The organism is Microbulbifer salipaludis (genome assembly GCF_017303155.1).
In the GTDB taxonomy this organism is placed as follows: domain Bacteria; phylum Pseudomonadota; class Gammaproteobacteria; order Pseudomonadales; family Cellvibrionaceae; genus Microbulbifer; species Microbulbifer salipaludis.
This window is the reverse complement of the sequence record NZ_JAEKJR010000001.1, coordinates 218,264-234,637: the sequence shown is the minus strand read 5'-3', so window position 1 is coordinate 234,637 and position 16,374 is coordinate 218,264. Positions and strand designations below refer to the sequence as shown.

Sequence of the window (16,374 nt, the reverse complement as noted above, 5' to 3'; positions counted from 1 at the left end):
TTGATTGTGAGTAACACCCGGGGGCGCCGCCCCGTATTTCTTTCTGTGATTCCTGTGATCGGTTGCCTGTTCGCGCTGCTGGGGTTTGCGGCAGATGCCGCCGCCGGTCCCCGGCAACACTGGTTTGAAACGTTCAAGCGTTCCGCGGACGACCGCGATCTTTACCGCTTTCTGTACGCGCTGCCCAAGGGCGGCGACCTGCACAACCACCTGACCGGTTCCAATTTCAGTGAGTGGTGGTATGAACTGGCCACGGATAAAGCCCTGAATGGCGGCTACGAGTATTACACCCGCGTACGCATCGACAACTGTGTGGGTTACGGCCAGGATATGTTCGGCTTCGCGCCTTACCTGCTGTACTTTCGCAATCTGCAGGCATCCTCTTACCAGAAGCTTTCCGAGTGTGAGCAGGGCGAATACAAAAAAATCAGCGCACTGAATGCCGCGGAGAAAGCCGCCTGGATGGACAGCCTGCGGCTGGATAAACAGCACGAGGGTCGCGAGGAATTTTTCCAGACCCACTGGCAGCGTCTCAACGAGCTGGGCCGCAACCCGTATATCAATGCGGAAATGCTGGTGAAAAACATGCAGGCCTTCGCCCGCGAGGGGCTGACGTATCTCGAGACCATGGAGGGAACCCGCTTTTATACCCGACCGGACGGCAGCACCTTTGCCCCGGACGAAGTGGCAGATATTTTTCGCCAGCGTCTGGCGGAACCCGACGCAGTGGCTACCGGGGTGACCGCGCGCATGCAGTATTACCTGCTGCGCTTTATCGACAATGCGGAAGAGGATCTGGAATGGATCTACCGTTTTGTGGATGCCAACCGGGACCTGTTTGTGGGCATCAATATGGTTGGCCGCGAAGACAACGACAAGGGCCACCCGCGACGTTTTCTGCCGACCCTGCGCAAACTGCGTCGGGACATTCCCGGCGTGCCGTTGGCGATTCACGCCGGTGAAGTGGATGAGCCCAATCACCATGTGCGCGACACCCTGTTGCTGGGCGCCACCCGTATCGGCCACGGCGTCAATCTGATTGACGATCCGGATACGCTGTTGCTGATGCGCAACAGCGATTACCTGGTGGAAATCAACCTGATCAGCAACCTGTTGCTGGAGTATGTGGATGATTACCGGGAGCATCCATTCCCGGAATACCTGCGCATGGGCATTCCCGTTGCGTTGTCGACCGATGATCGCGGCATGTGGGATTCCAACATGACCGATGAATATTTTGTCGCGGTCAAAGAGTTCAACCTGTCGTGGAAGGAGCTCACCTCGCTCGCCCACAATTCCCTCAAGCACAGTTTTGTCGATGACGAAACCAAACAGGAATTACTGCAGGATTACGCGCGTCGCCTGGAACGCTTTCAGAAGCGTTTTCAGCGCTCGGGTATGCAGGGGCTCAGCGATGTGGTGCCGCGCAGTCACAGCTTTATCTGCCAGCAATACGCGCTGTGTGACTTTTCCTCGCCGGTGATGGCCGCTCATTAATTTGTTTGAAAAACCAAGAGAAAAATGATGTTTAAAAAAGCTCTCTGTCAATCGCATCTTTCCCGCACCTTACTTGTACTGCTTGCGCTGCTAACGGTGACAGGCTGCGGAAAAAACGCAGCCGGCCCGGTAACCGCGCCCATCCCGGTTAAAGTCGTGGTGGTGAATATGTTCGAAATCGGCGAGGACGAGGGGGACACCGCCGGTGAATTCCAGCTGTGGAAAGAGCGTCAGCAGCTGAGCCAGCGATTTGCCTTTCCCCAGTCCCATCACGATTTGTTTTTGAATCCCGAGACCGGGGTGCTGGGCATGGTGACTGGTATGGGCACCAACAAATCCGCCTCCGCCGTGATGGCGTTGGGGCTGGATCCGCGCTTCGATCTCAGCAAGGCCTACTGGCTGGTGGCAGGCATCTCCGGGTTTGACCCGGCCGATGCGTCCATTGGTTCCGCGGCCTGGGCCGAGTGGCTGGTGGACGGCGATCTGATGCACGAGATCGACAGCCGTGAATTGCCGGAAGACTGGTCGACGGGCATTTTCCCGCTGTTCAGCAAGGGGCCCTATCCGGAAAAACGTCCGCCGAACCTGGGCGAAGTGTTTCGCATCAACGGTGACCTTACCGAGTGGGCCTATCAGCTGACCAAGGATACCGAGCTCGGCGACGATGCGACCATCGCCGAAAACCGCCAGGCATTCACCGATTTTCCCAACGCGCAGCGCAAGCCGTTTGTATTGAAAGGAGACAACCTGGCCGGCATGACGTTCTGGCACGGGGACTACCTGAACCGCTGGGCCAACCGCTGGGTGGATTACTGGACCGAGGGGCAGGGCCGTTTTGTTTCCTCGGCGATGGAAGACACCGGTACCGCCCAGTCCCTGCTCTATCTCGACCGCGCGGGCCGGGCAGACTACGACCGCCTGATGGTGCTGCGTACGGCGAGCAATTTTACCGTGCCGCACCCGGGCATGACTGCGGCGGAAAGCCTGCTCAGCGAGGGTGAGGATTACGCCGGGTTGCAGCTGTCACTGGAGAGCGCCTACCGGGTGGGTAGCCGCGTAGTGGATACGCTGGTGGAGGGCTGGGAAACCTATCGCGACCAGATGCCCTACGCGGTGGAGGCCGTGCAGGGCGAATAGCTGCGGGCCGGTTACGGCTGTTGCGTCACTGCCACTGGTAGACAAATTTGAGCCAAACATAGTCCCCGTCGGGCGTGTTGCGGGTATCGGTCTGTGGCAGCCAGCTAAGCTCCAGCACGATATTGTCGGTGCCCATGGGCAGCATATAGCCAACCACCGGACCGATACCGGATGAGCGCATTTTGAATTCATCGATGAAAATCCCCGGGCCCGGGTTGCGGTCCGGGCTGAATTGTTGCGCCCAGAAGCCGTTGAGCCCGAGGGTGACGAACCCGGAACCTGCCTTGATCATCTGCTGCACACTGGCATCCAGGTGAAAGGTGCGGCCGCTGCGGTAATCCGTATCCGAATTTTCATCATTGAACATCACCCCGGCAAACACCGAAGCATTGAAACCGGCTTCCAGATTGCTGTAGCCGATACCCACCACCGGGTCTATGGCCCAGTAGTTTAGCCCCTCGTTGGCCAGCCGCCCCTCCTCGTAACCGCCGGTGGGCACATATACTGGCAGGGCAAAGTTGTACTGCCAGCAGTCTTCCTGCCAGGCCATCAGAACCGGTATCAACGTGGTGTCGCCGAGCCCGGAGACGGAATCGCGACGGTTGAAGTTGCCGAGATTGCTCTCCACAGTGCCGGTAACGGTCACGTCCACCCACGAGGTTAAGGCGCCAATGGTGTAGTGGGCACCGAGTACTTTGTTTTCGAAAGTGTAGGTGAGCCCCGGCACGACGGCATCAATTTCTACATTGAGCCCCAGTGCCACTACACCGGCTATGGGGGTCTCGGAGGCGGTGCCAAAATCGCCCTCGTAGTGCATGTACTGGGGCTTGAACACCCAGCCTTGTTGCACCGGTGCGCGGTCGATCAGGGTGGCCATTGCACCCGGCACATAGTAGCCGATACCACCTTCGGTGGCGCTGGATGGCGCTGGCAGCGCCATCGCGGTCACCAGAACCGCCAGTAGCGGGATGAGGGGGAGGCTAGGCACAGTGTCTTGTGTCCGGTGCATGGGGAGTACCATCCTTAGTCTTTCACGATGTATTTCCAGCAATCCCAGTCAGTGTAGCTACCCGGTGGGGCCCTGCTCGGGCTCGATAGTCTTTGGGACGCCGGCCGCTCTGTGTATGCAGGGTACACGGCTTGTTATCCAGTGCCGCGGGATCGCGCAGCGAGAGATGTCGGTGCAGGCCTTCGCAGAATGCGGCGCTATGCTTATAATGCGCGGCTGGTAGAAGTATGTGGCACCTCAGCCGGAATACGTCAGGCCGCGAAAACAGGCCTTCAGGGGGATTTGATGAAAGTTGTACTGAATTTTGTAGCGGCGCTGGCCGTGGTGGCCGGCGCGGCAGTCGCGGTGGCCCAGTCTGTGGATGAGCAGATCGCCGAGCGTATCGCACCGTCTGGCAAAACCTGTATGAAAGGTGAAGCCTGTGCAGCTGCCGCCCCGGCGGCCAGTGCCTCCACCGGTGGCGCGCGCAGCGGCAGCGACGTGTACAGCGCACATTGCGCGGCCTGTCACGCCACAGGTGCTGCCGGTGCACCGAAACTGGGTGATGTGGCTGCCTGGAGCCCACGTATCGCTCAGGGCATGGATACCCTCTACACCCACGCCATCCAGGGCTTTAACGCCATGCCGGCCAAGGGCCTGTGCATGACCTGCTCGGACGACGAGGTAAAAGCCGCTGTTGACCACCTGGTAGATGGCAGCAAGTAAGCAACTGCTTACTTAGCGTCAAAAAAAGCCGCTCAACGAGCGGCTTTTTTTGTGCCTGTAACAAAGCTGGTTTGGTGTGCCCGAATGGCGCGCGCCTGACCGATCGCGTCCCCAATCCCCCCCCTCGTCCGCCAATTTCCCTGGCCAATTCTACTATTGCGCACAAAATAAATTGTGTTAGGCTTATTTTGCTTTTGCGCACAAGAATAAATTTAACACGCTATCTAGGGGAAACGTACCATGCACGCCTCAAAGAAATTACTCGCGCTGGCCATCGCCGCGGCCACCAGTCACAGCACCCTGCTTTACGCACAGGACAATGCTCAGGACGACCAGTGGGAAGGCGATGCCGCCCTCGAAGAAGTGGTGGTCACTGGCTCGCGTATTCAGCGCTCCACCTTTGACACACCTTCGCCCACCTCGGTGATCGGCAAGGAAGCGATCAAGATGAGCGGTGAGCTGAACCTGAACGAAGTGCTGTCCACCATGCCGCAGTTCGGCGCCGGCTTTGACGCCACCAGTGGCAGCTACTCCTTCGGCAACTCGGGCCTGAACGCGCTCGACCTGCGCGACCTGGGCGTCAAGCGCACCCTGACCCTGGTCAATGGTCACCGCCCTGTGCAGGTCACCGCCGACGACAACACCATGGTGAGTGAAATTGGCATGATCCCCAGCGAGCTGGTGGAGCGGGTGGAAGTGCTCACCGGCGGTGCCTCCGCGGTGTATGGCGCCGATGCCGTGGCCGGGGTGGTGAACTTTATTCTGAGAGACGATTACGAGGGCATTTCCCTGCGCAGCCAGGTGGGTGAGTCGGAGGCCGGTGGCGGTGCCAACCAGTCCATCACCCTGACGCTTGGGGAAAACTTTGCCGACGGCCGCGGCAACTTCGCCGCCTCGGTGGATTACTTCAAGGAAAAGCCGCTCGCTTACCGCGACCGCAAATCCGCTGCCGGGCGCACCCGTTACCTGCCCAACCCGGACGACACCGGCCCCAACGACGGCATCAAGGATTACATCATCCACAACAACATCACCTATCCGGATTTCAACATCGACGGCAATGCGTTTGCGGTGTGGAATGCGGCGGCGGGTGATGTGGACTGGTTCCAGCTGGATGGCAGCGAAGCCAGCCTGCGCACGCCGGCCACCAGTATCGTCAACGGCTGGATGGTCACCGATGGCAGCGGCTACGACCCCAATGCGTACAACTTTGCCCGCGGCCCTTACGAGCGCCTGAACACCTATTTCCGCGGTCACTACGACATCAGCGACAGCACCCGCATCATCGCCGATCTGACCTATTCCAAAACCGAGTCTTACGATGAGATCGACCCGGATTTCATCTGGGCTGACTGGCATCAGGTCAGCGATCTCGAGGCCAACGGCATCGCCATTCCCGATGGCGTGCAGCAGGTGCTCGCCGACTACGGTGACAGCTGGCTGAAGATTCCCTACACCTTCGACGAGGCCGGCCCCCGCTGGCACACCAATGACCGGGAATACGTCGCCGCCACCGTGAACCTCACCGGTGAATTCGACAATGGCTGGAACTGGGACACCTATCTGGCCACCGGTTCCACCTCGGCGGATCTGGAACAGGGCAACAAGCTGCGCTATGACCGCATCGACACCGGCACCTTCCAGCTGATAGGCCCCTGTGAGGAAACCAACAGTTGTGCCAGCTTCTCGCCGTTTGCGCCGGCCTCGCAGGAAGTGCTGGATTATGTGATGACCCGTCACACCACCACTACCGATGTTGAGCAGCATACCTTTGCGGCCAACCTGAGCGGTGACCTGTTCGCCTTGCCTGCCGGCTCGGTCATGTTCAGCACTGGCCTGGAAACCCGTTATGAAAGCCTCGACTACCAGCCCTCGGAGCTGTGGCAGTCCGGCGCGCTGTCGTCACAGCAGACCTCCATCGACAACGCCAGCCGCAACGTGCATGAAGTCTATGCGGAACTGCTGGTGCCGCTGCTGCGCGAGGCGCCGCTGGCACAAAGCGTCGAGTTCGAGGCGGCAGTACGCGGTGCCGAATACTCCACCGAGTCCGCCAACTTCACCAGCTGGAAAACCGGCCTGAACTGGGCGTTCAACGACAGCGTGCGGTTCCGCACGGTACTGTCAAAAGCGGTGCGCGCGCCGCAGCTGGGTGAAATGTTCCTCGGCACCAGCATTGGCTACAGCGATCTGACCGACCCCTGTGATGTACTGGAAATTGACGGCGGCCCGGACGACGGACGCCGCAAGGCCAACTGTCAGGCACTGGGTATTGAGGACGGCTGGGATTCCAACCTGAAGGGACGTCGGGGGCGCGTGATTTCCGAGGGCAACGACCAGCTCAAGGAAGAGGAGGCCACCACCTTCACCGCGGGTCTGGTCTTCACCCCGACGTTTGTGGAAGGCCTGAATGTATCGGTGGACTATTTCGACATCGACATGATGGACATGATCGTGCGCTTCGGTGCGGGCACCAACCTGGCCATGTGTGTTGACTCGGAAACCATCAACAACGACTTCTGCGCGCAGGTCGTGCGTGAAGACAACGGCGATGTGTATTCCGTGCGCGATACCTACGTCAACGCCGACGCTGCGCGCCGCCGTGGTGTGGACCTCGAGCTGGATTACAATTTCAGCCTTGAAGATACCCTCGGCCTGCCGGGTGACCTGCGCCTCAACCTGTTGGGCACGCGCCTGATCGAAAGCTCCTACACCAACACGGTGGCCGGGGAATCGAGCACCACCGACTATGTGGGCCAGTACCGCACCCCGGAATGGAAAGCGGACTTCGCCACCACCTATTCCGTGGCCGACCTGACCATGCGCCTGACCACCAAATTCACCGAAGGTGGCCCGATTGACCTGGACGGCAACCCCGAGCGCTATGAAAACCATGTGATCCGGGATTCGCTGTATTACAACCTGTGGACTGGCTACCAGTTCACCGAGAGTACCGAAGGCTACTTCGGGGTGAACAACCTGACCGACGAGAACTGGCGTGACCACCCGTATACCTCATACGGGTCCGCCAACTACTCGCTGCTGGGGCGTTACTTCTACGCCGGTGTCACCGTGACCTTCTAAACCCATCCTCCCTTGTGCTCACAGGACCAGGTCCCCGCCCGTAACTCTGCGGGGGCCATTTGAGCTCTCTGCTTACGCGCCGCTTTGCGGCGCTTTTTTTTGTCGGGCTTGTGGGTTCACCCTAATCAAACATACTCAGCAGTGAGCCCAGCGTCTCGGCGCCCTTGGCCTGGTTCTGTTCTGGCGCTGCCTTGCCGAAGCCCTCAAAAATGCAGTCTTCCTCTGGCAGCTCTTCCAGAAAACGGCTGGGGGTGGTGTCCTGGTTTTCGCCGAACATCTTGCGTTTGCCGGCCAGCGTCATGGTCAGGGTTTTTTGTGCGCGGGTAATGCCCACGTAGTCGATATCGTCGAGCATCTCGCGCAGCGCGGATTCCGGGCTGTTGTCGCGGCGTGTTGATGATGCGCGGGAAGGCGTTGTCATCGTCCGGATTGACCAGCAGGCGCAGGTAGGACATCACATGCTGGACGCTGCCAAGTAAGCGGCTGCTTGCCCCTTGGTGCAAAAAAGCCGCTCAGTGAGCGGCTTTTTTCGTATTGATCACGTGTAAAAAGATGCCACACGCTCGATCGTCCAGAACATGGCAACACTGCCGACACCGTAGCTCACCGCCAGCTTTGCCAGGTGCCGATATTGACTGGCAGCTCCCATTGCTGCGTTGCTCAACAACATGACCCCGGCCACAAAGAGCAACTGTCCAGCCTCTACCCCCACATTGAACGACAGCAGCGCGAGGGGGATTTCACTGGGTGGCAGTCCGATTTCCGACAGGGCACCGGCAAAGCCGAACCCGTGAAGCAGCCCAAACACGAAGGCAACCAGCCACGGTTTGCGGTAGCTCAGCCCGATTTGTCCGTACTGCGCACGCACGATTTCTGCCGCCAGAAACAGAATACTGAGGGCGATCACGGCCTCAACGGGCGCCTGTGGAAGCCGTACCGCTCCCAGGGAGGCGGCGCTCAGGGTGATGCTGTGGGCGACCGTGAAGGCGGTGATGGTGGCTAGCAGATTGCGCCAGCCGACGACGATCAGTAGCAGGGCAAACACAAATAGCAGGTGGTCGATACCGAGCAGTATGTGCTCTATGCCGAGCACAAAGTAGGTCTGTGCGACTGCGCTGGGGGTAGGTGCGGGGCTAATGGCCACCGAATTCTGTCTCGGGGTGAGACGGGCTGTCTGTGCCGGCAGTTCCAGCCGGGTTACGCGCACCAGCGCGTCGGTCATCGAATGCTGCAAGCCGTCGATGGCGATGCGTTCGCCCTCGATATTTCCATCGCACAGCAGCTGCCAGCGCTGGATGATCGCTCCGGTGGCCTCGCGGGAAAGGCGAGGCCCCTGTTCGTGGCATTTTGTGGGGAAGGCGGGTTCCATGGGCGCAGGGATGCCGCCCTTGATCGGCATTTTCCACAGGACCTGCCACTGACCATCGCCGGATTCGGCCAGCTCAAGGTAAGCGGGTTTTACCTCGTGGGCGAACGTTGGCTGCGAGGTGAGCGCAGCCAGCAGTAGTCCCAGGAGCCAGGATAGCCGGCTCATTCAGATACGACCTCATCGGCTGCCAGCCGGGCTTCCACCGTCTGCGCCACGATGACTTCGTATTCCTGCCGGAGTGACTCGTAGAACGCCGCTTCCGTTTGCTCGCGCTGTTCCCGCAGCCACCGTTGCGTCACGGCTTCGCGCACATCGGCCAGGGTAGCGGCGCGGGCTGGCTGCACCTGCGAAACCCGGACCAGATGGTACCCGAAACCGGATCGAATCGGGCCGAACCACTCATTGAGCGGTGCGCTGTCCAGTGCCTCGCTGAACACCGAGCCAAACTCCCGTTCGATACCTGTTGCATCGGTATCGTCAATTTGCCCGGGCAGCATCATCGGGTCGCCGAGCTGCTGGTCACTGAGCTGCCGGTAGTCCGGCGCTTCGGCTACACGCAGTTGCGCCAGCAAGGCGCGGGCATCGGTTTCCAGTTTTCCGGCCCGCCGTTGCGGGTCCAGGTAGATTTGCTGAAAGCTGTATCGGGGAGGGGCCTGAAACTCAATGTGATGTCGCTCGAGATATTCTTGCAGGTCCATATCGGAAGGCTGCCGCATATCGCTGATATCGGCAGAAATGAACTCCATCTTCTGTGCCAGTCGTCGCCTTACCAGGGCGTCATCCCGGTCGAGCCCAAGGGCAAGAGCCTCCCGGTACAGAATCTCTTCACGGATATCACCGTCCACCAGTGCGGCGAGCTCACTACGGGTGGGCAGCCGTTGCCACTTGCGTTCAAACAGGGCGATATGGCGTTCTACGTCCCGCTCCGAGATGACAATCGTTTTTTGTGGCGCCGCCGGTTCTCCGGATTCAATGCTGTAGAGCGCGAACATCAGCCCACCGAGCAGGGTGAAATGGAGTAGCGGCTCCTTGATTATTTTTCTGATCATGCGCTGCGCTTACTTTGGGCTGTACCAGATTGGCGAGGTAAAGGCGCGCTCCTGAGACGACAGGCGCGCGCCCTTCGGCATTTTGAGGCTGTAGTATTTGGCATCGAACGCGAGCCATGTGGGTGTTGGGATTTCCAGTACCCGCACGTAATAGAACGCCTTTTCAGCGGGGTCAAAATCCGGGTCTTTCCAGAAAGCCTGTAAAAACGGCGCACCAATGGTGTTGGTAAAGCTCGCATCGGCTTCATTTACAGTGGTACCCACGGGGGTTTTGCAGCGGCCATTTTTATCAATCTTGCGGTCACCGGAGACGGCTACATCGTAGATTCGCTCGTGGGTCTTGCCATCCTTGTCGAGCCAGCCCTTGATGACCTGAATGCGGTCTAGGTTACCGCCTTCAACCTCGCGCATGGCTCGTACAACAAAGCTCGGTGCTTTACCGCTGGGTGCGCCCTTGAGGTCGCCGCCCATGGGCACGCCCTTGTCATAGCCAACCTTGGCAAACTCGGAGCTCGCCAGATCTTTTTCGGAAAAATCCCAGCCCCCGAAAACGCGCACCTGCAGGCGAGTACCGCTGGTACCGTAGGCTTCCTTGCGCTCCATGGCATCAAATAATGAGGTTCGGGTATTTTCATTCGCCCACACGGCGACCAGTCCCGCCGCCTGCAGGTCGAGGGCGGTGATATTGAGCTTGGGATCGACCAGGGATTTGATCAACACGTCCTGATAGCGCTCCGCGCTGGGCTCTAACATGTGGGCCTTGCCGAACCAGTTCTTTTCCTCGGCGGTTGCAAGACCGGTGTGGTTGTCGGTACTCCCGATCAGGCCGAACTTGTACGGGTTGGTGCCAAACTGGTTTTCCAGCAGCAGGCCATCCATCAGTGCCTGGCGAGCGTATTCTGTCTCCAACATTTTATTGGTCTTGGGGGCAGAGCCCTGCAGGTTGGTCTTGTCCAGCAGGCCAAAATCGGCAAATTCATCTTCCGGTGACAGTAGCGGGTGAGTCTCTCCGGTGCCCTTGGCTTGGGTAATTTCTACCAACGGCTCGCGCTTCGCCCGGGACTCGACATAGTTGCGATCCCATTTCGAACCGTCGAACTTGGTCTTTTCAAAGAAGCGGCCGTTACTGAGGTTGCCATTATGGGGAATCGCCAGCATACGGCCACCGGTCTTCTGCTCGTAGCGGTCCATGTATTTCCACAGTTCCTCCGGTGCCTCGGAGTCGTAGGCTGAGAAGGGTACTACTTGCTTGGCTTTGTCGCCGTTGTCGCGAAACACCACCACTCGGTGCAGGTTGTCGCCTTTGGGGTGTGAGGTCCACTCAAAGCCGATAAATGCGGTAAACAGTCCGGGCTGATTGTGCTTCTCCGCGGCATCAACGATTTCTCCCCAGGCCGACTTTGTCATCTCAGGGCTATCGAACGGGCGCTTGGCGCCGAAGTTCAACCACTCGATAAAGGCGTCATATCCTTTCCCCGCCTTCACCATGTCGTGCCATTTCTTACCCAGTGGGTCGCTTAAGACCGTTGGGTCAGATTTGCGAATGAACGGCGCCAGGCCGAGCAATTCGGCGTGGTCTGCCACCACCAGAAAATCCAGTGGTGCCCGCAGTCGCGCTTTCTGCCCGGTTTGGGATTCGACTACCTCGCCCTTGGCAAAGCGGTAGGCTTCATCCGGACCGACTTTTTCCTGCCCCGCCATGCCGGCATCGGTGGAATAGCTGGTGTGTAAATGGGTGTCGCCAAAGTAGACCCTGCGTGGAAAGTTCTCGCTCGGGTAGGGCGAGTACTGTCGGTCTCCCGGTGCCGGTTCAAAAACCGCACCTTGTGCGAGGGCAGGCGGCGCTGAAATGGCAGCGGACAGAACGGTGAAAGCCAGAAGGAAAGCTGGCGCTTTCCAGTTGTTCAAGGGGCTGGGGCTCATGGGGCTCGACTCGCGATAGAGGACTTGCCCGATGAATATAGGAAAGCTACGCCGGAGGCGCGTAAAGAAGGCGCCAAAAAACGCAACATTACTGCTATTAAAGAAAGTGAAGCTGCATTCCTATGTCGGTGCGAATCGAAATATGCGGATGGCTTCCACCGATGGTCACCGGGATCGCAACGGTCAGTCAAACATACTCAGCAGCGACCCCAGGGTTTCCGCGCCCTTGGCCTGATTTTGCTCCGGCGTGGCCTTTCCAAACCCTTCGAACACACAATCCTCTTCTGGCAGCTCCTCGAGGAAGCGGCTCGGCGTGGTGTCCTGATTCTCACCGAACATCTTGCGCTTGCCGGCGAGCGTCATGGTCAGGGTCTTTTGCGCGCGGGTGATACCCACGTACGTGAGGCGGCGCTCTTCCTCGATGTTGTCGTCTTCGATGCTGTTGCGGTGGGGCAGCAGGTTTTCTTCCATGCCGATCATGAACACATGGGGGTATTCCAGACCCTTGGACGCGTGCAGGGTCATCAGGCTCACTTTGTCGGTGGCCTCTTCCTCTTCCTGGCGGTCGAGCATATCCCGCAGGATCAATTTGGAGATTGCCTGTTCCAGGCGCACGTCCTGTTCCAGCTCGTCATCGGTGCCCTCCATGGTTTTCATCAGGCTGTCCAAAAGCCAGTAGACGTTCTCCATGCGTTTCTCGGCGACCTTTTCGCTGCTGGCGTTTTGCGACAGCCAGCCGGCGTAGTCGATGTCGTCGAGCATCTCGCGGAGGGCGGATTCCGGGCTGTTGTCGCGGCAGTTGCGCGCCACGCCTTCGAGCCAGTGGGCGAACCGATTCAGGCGCTCGTAGCCCGCTTCGGTGATGTGCTCCTTGAAACCGATCTCGCTACACGCACTGAGCATGGAAATCTCGCGGCCCTTGGCATAATTGCCCAGCGCTTCGAGACTGCTGGTGCCGATTTGCCGGCGCGGCGTATTGATGATGCGCAGGAAGGCGTTGTCGTCGTCTGGGTTCACCAGCAGGCGCAGGTAGGACATGACATCCTTGATCTCGGCGCGGGCAAAAAAGCTGGTGCCGCCCGACAGCTGGTAGGGAATCTGGTTCTCCTGCAGCTTCATCTCGATCAGGCGCGCCTGGTGGTTGCCCCGGTAGAGCACCGCGAAGTCCTTGAAGTGGCAGCCGCGGCGCGCCTTCTGCAGGAAGATCTCGTTCGCGACCCGCTCCGCTTCCTCGTTCTCGTTGGCCACCTTGAGTACGCGGATCTCGTCGCCGAGGCCGCGGTCGGACCACAGTGCCTTGTCGAACTCGTGCGGGTTGTGCGCAATCAGGTGGTTGGCCACCTTGAGGATACGGCTGGTGGAGCGGTAGTTCTGCTCCAGCTTGATCAGCCGCAGGTTGGGGTAGTCCTGCTTCAGCTGGCTCATGTTTTCCGGGCGTGCACCGCGCCAGGCGTAGATCGACTGGTCGTCGTCGCCCACCACGGTGAGGCCGCCGCGGCTGCCCACCAGCAGCTTCACCAGCAGATACTGGGAGCTGTTGGTGTCCTGATATTCGTCCACCAGCAGGTAGCGGATCTTGCGGCGCCAGCGCTGCAGCAGTTCCGGGTCACTGTCGAACAGCTGAACCGGCAGCATGATCAGGTCGTCGAAGTCCACCGAGTTGTACGCCTTGAGGGCGTCACAGTAGCGGCCATAGGCCACCGCCATGGCCTGCTCGCCCGGGCTCTGGGCCAGCTCCAGCGCCTTGCGCGGGGGCAGCATGTCGTTCTTCCAGTTGGAAATCTGGTTCTGCACCCGGTCCAGCAGGTCCGTGTCCAGGTCGCCATCGCGCAGCATCAGTTCCTTGATCAGACTGCGGGCGTCATCCGAGTCAAAAATGGAAAAGCCGGGTTTGAAACCGGCAACCCGGTATTCCTTGCGCAGGATATTCAGGCCCAGGTTGTGGAAGGTGGACACGGTGAGGCCGTGGGAGGCCTTGGACTTCTTGCCATCGGGGCCGGTAAGCAGCTTGCCGACCCGCTCCTTCATCTCCCGCGCGGCCTTGTTGGTAAACGTCAGGGCAGCGATGTTTCGTGCCTGATAGCCGCATTGTTCGATCAGATAGGCGATTTTCCGTGTAATTACACTGGTTTTTCCTGAGCCGGCACCGGCCAGCACCAGACAGGGACCGTCGATGTACTTCACGGCTTCCGCCTGGCGTGGATTGAGCTTGGTCATAGGTGAATCTGGGTCGTGATACAGCGGATTTGGGGCCACAAGATGCGGCGATTCTACCAGCGTGCGCCGCGGATGGCTTTGCCTTAGGTGGTTTTCCTCTGACCGGCGAGCCGCGGCTTTCGCCGCAAGCGGGATTTGTCTATAAAGAGCGGCTGAATAGCCTGGGGAACGGCATGCAACAGCCAATAGTCGGATATCACCGCGATGATGAGCGCCACTGGGTAGCGCAACTGGCCTGCGGTCATAACCAGCACGTGCGCCACGATCCACCCTGGCAAAACCGCCCTTGGGTGACCACCCGCGAGGGCCGGCAGCGTAAGCTGGGGCTCAAACTGGCGTGCAAAAAATGCGATGCGGGTGCCCCCGCCGACCAACAACCGCGAGAATCTGATTAATGCCGAAAATCTGGGTCGATGCCGATGCCTGCCCCACGGTGATCAAGGACATCCTGTTCCGTGCCGCCGAGCGCACACAGACGGAAATGACGCTGGTGGCCAACCAGCATGTGCGGGTACCGCCATCGCAATACATACGTTCGGTGCAGGTCACTGCGGGCTTTGATGTGGCCGACAATGAAATTGTCCGCCAGTGTGCCGCCGGCGATCTGGTGATTACCGCGGATATCCCGCTGGCCTCGGAAGTGATCGACAAGGATGCCACCGCGCTGAATCCCCGCGGCGAAAAATATTCCAAGGCCAATATCCGCGCACGCCTGAACATGCGTGACTTTATGGAAACCCTGCGCTCCAGCGGCGTACACACCGGCGGCCCACCGCCACTGGGCCAGCAGGAGCGTAAAGCATTTGCGGATCAGCTGGATCGGTGGCTGGTGCAGGCTCGCAAGAAGTAGCCCTGGCAATCGCCTAAGCGGGCATTACCGATTTACGATCCAGATTGCGATACGCCAGCACTTCCGCGATTTGCCCGCACCCGATATTTTCCTGCTTACTCAAATCGGCGAGCGTGCGCGCTACCTTCAACACCCGGTGGTAACTGCGCGCCGACAGTCCCAGCTTTTCTACCGAGGCGCGCAGCAGAGCGCTTTCTGCCCTACCCAGCGGGCAGTAGGCATCCAGCTCATTGCCTTTCAATTCGCCGTTGATCTTGCCCTGTCGCTGCAACTGTATATCCCGTGCAGTGCGCACTCGCTCACGTACCGTCGCTGATGATTCACCCACCGGCGCATCCTGTAACTGGCCGGCGCTCATGCTCGCCACTTCTACCTGCATATCGATGCGATCCAACAACGGCCCGGACAATTTATTGCGGTAGCGATCGATCTGGTCTGGGGTACAGCGGCAGCGGGGTTCGCCGAGATAACCGCACGGGCACGGATTCATCGCTGCCACCAGCTGGAAGTCGGCGGGGAAGGTGACCTGCGCGCGGGCGCGGGAAATGCGCACTTCGCCGTTTTCCAGCGGCTCGCGCAGTATCTCCAGTGCGGAGCGAGGGAACTCCGGCATTTCATCCAGGAACAGGACCCCACGATGGGCCAGGCTGATCTCGCCGGGGCGGGGTGTGCTGCCGCCGCCCACCAGGGCGGTGGGGGAGGCGGAGTGGTGCGGGGCGCGAAACGGTCGCGACCGCACCCGCTCAAGTCCCGCGCTGGAGTAGAGTGCGGCCACCTCGATCAGCTCGTCCTCCGCCAGCGGCGGCAGTATGCCGGGGAGGCGGCTGGCCAGCATGGTCTTGCCGGTGCCTGGCGGGCCATAAAACAGCAGGTTGTGGGATCCGGCGGCGGCCACTTCCAGTGCGCGCCGGGCCTTGAGTTGCCCGCGCACGTCGGCCAGGTCCGCGCAGATCACTGCCTCCTGTTCGGCGTCCTGCACCGCATCGGGCAATGGCTCGCGACCGTGCAGCTGGGCACACACCTGCAACAGGGTGCTGGCGGATTTTATCGGGGTGGCGATCAGAGCCGCTTCGCGGGCGGAGTCGGTGTCGGTGACCAGAGTGCGGCCGCTGTCGCGACAGGCCATGGCCGCGGGCAGGGCACCGGGAATGGGGCGCAGGCTGCCCGACAGCGCCAGCTCGCCAATGAATTCATAATGCTCCAGGGTTTCGCCGGGCACCTGCCCGGAAGCGGCGAGGATGCCCAGGGCAATGGCGAGGTCGTAACGCCCGCCGGCCTTTGGCAGGTCCGCCGGGGCCAGGTTGACGGTGATGCGCCGCTGGGGGAATTCGAAGTGGCTGTTGATGATGGCACTGCGCACCCGGTCGCGGCTTTCGCGCACCGCGGCCTCGGGCAGGCCCACGATGTTGAATGCGGGGAGTCCGTTGGCGAGATGGATCTCCACCGTCACCAGGGGGGCCTGCACGCCCAGCTGCGCGCGGGCATAGGTAATGGATAGGCTCATTTTCTTCCCTGAAAAATTGGCTGCCTTGGAATG

General features: G+C 60.0%; 12 protein-coding genes and 1 pseudogene. 6 read left to right on the top strand and 7 right to left on the bottom strand.

Going from position 1 to position 16,374, the window contains the following annotated elements; all coding sequences use genetic code 11:
- Positions 1–6 precede the first annotated feature (6 nt).
- Positions 7–1,497 (top strand): adenosine deaminase family protein, encoded by a 1,491-nt coding sequence (locus JF535_RS00975; protein WP_340674096.1) that lies wholly within the window; start codon positions 7–9, stop codon positions 1,495–1,497.
- 24 nt (positions 1,498–1,521) lie between these two features.
- Complete coding sequence (locus JF535_RS00970) at positions 1,522–2,634, top strand: purine nucleoside permease (protein ID WP_242523544.1); 1,113 nt, start codon at positions 1,522–1,524, stop codon at positions 2,632–2,634.
- Positions 2,635–2,659: 25 nt separating this feature from the next.
- Here the strand turns inward: JF535_RS00970 and JF535_RS00965 are convergent, their stop codons facing one another.
- Positions 2,660–3,622 carry a transporter gene (locus JF535_RS00965; RefSeq protein ID WP_206998040.1) on the bottom strand — a complete coding sequence of 321 codons (963 nt, stop codon included), beginning with the start codon at positions 3,620–3,622 and terminating at the stop codon, positions 2,660–2,662.
- A gap of 306 nt (positions 3,623–3,928) precedes the next feature.
- On the opposite strand from JF535_RS00965, the gene JF535_RS00960 reads away from it, so the two are divergent.
- Positions 3,929–4,348: a c-type cytochrome gene (locus tag JF535_RS00960; RefSeq protein ID WP_206998038.1), complete on the top strand. Its 420-nt coding sequence runs from the start codon at positions 3,929–3,931 to the stop codon at positions 4,346–4,348.
- Between the two features lie 240 nt (positions 4,349–4,588).
- Positions 4,589–7,429, top strand: a complete 2,841-nt coding sequence (locus tag JF535_RS00955; protein ID WP_206998036.1) for a TonB-dependent receptor plug domain-containing protein — start codon at positions 4,589–4,591, stop codon at positions 7,427–7,429.
- Between the two features lie 121 nt (positions 7,430–7,550).
- On the opposite strand, the pseudogene JF535_RS00950 reads toward JF535_RS00955, so the two are convergent.
- From JF535_RS00950 to rep, 5 genes and pseudogenes are all read right to left on the bottom strand, one after another.
- Positions 7,551–7,772 (bottom strand): annotated as a pseudogene (locus JF535_RS00950) (ATP-dependent DNA helicase Rep); the annotation flags it as partial.
- 195 nt (positions 7,773–7,967) lie between these two features.
- The gene (locus JF535_RS00945) at positions 7,968–8,963 is read right to left on the bottom strand and encodes a HupE/UreJ family protein (protein ID WP_206998032.1); all 996 of its coding nucleotides are present in this window, start codon (positions 8,961–8,963) and stop codon (positions 7,968–7,970) included.
- The gene (locus JF535_RS00940; protein WP_206998030.1) at positions 8,960–9,847 is read right to left on the bottom strand and encodes a peptidyl-prolyl cis-trans isomerase; all 888 of its coding nucleotides are present in this window, start codon (positions 9,845–9,847) and stop codon (positions 8,960–8,962) included. Before JF535_RS00940 ends, JF535_RS00945 begins: the two co-directional genes overlap by 4 nt.
- Before the next feature lie 9 nt (positions 9,848–9,856).
- Positions 9,857–11,770 (bottom strand): DUF3604 domain-containing protein, encoded by a 1,914-nt coding sequence (locus tag JF535_RS00935; RefSeq protein WP_206998028.1) that lies wholly within the window; start codon positions 11,768–11,770, stop codon positions 9,857–9,859.
- A 183-nt stretch (positions 11,771–11,953) separates the two neighbouring features.
- Positions 11,954–13,987: a DNA helicase Rep gene (rep, locus tag JF535_RS00930; protein ID WP_206998026.1), complete on the bottom strand. Its 2,034-nt coding sequence runs from the start codon at positions 13,985–13,987 to the stop codon at positions 11,954–11,956.
- A 173-nt stretch (positions 13,988–14,160) separates the two neighbouring features.
- On the opposite strand from rep, the gene JF535_RS00925 reads away from it, so the two are divergent.
- Entirely contained in the window at positions 14,161–14,382 is a 222-nt protein-coding gene (locus JF535_RS00925; protein WP_066961898.1) for a DUF3565 domain-containing protein, read from the top strand.
- Complete coding sequence (locus tag JF535_RS00920; RefSeq protein ID WP_206998024.1) at positions 14,382–14,837, top strand: YaiI/YqxD family protein; 456 nt, start codon at positions 14,382–14,384, stop codon at positions 14,835–14,837. The genes JF535_RS00925 and JF535_RS00920 overlap by 1 nt, the downstream gene beginning before the upstream one ends.
- A gap of 13 nt (positions 14,838–14,850) precedes the next feature.
- On the opposite strand, the gene JF535_RS00915 is transcribed toward JF535_RS00920, so the two are convergent.
- Positions 14,851–16,341: a YifB family Mg chelatase-like AAA ATPase gene (locus tag JF535_RS00915; RefSeq protein WP_206998022.1), complete on the bottom strand. Its 1,491-nt coding sequence runs from the start codon at positions 16,339–16,341 to the stop codon at positions 14,851–14,853.
- Positions 16,342–16,374 lie beyond the last annotated feature (33 nt).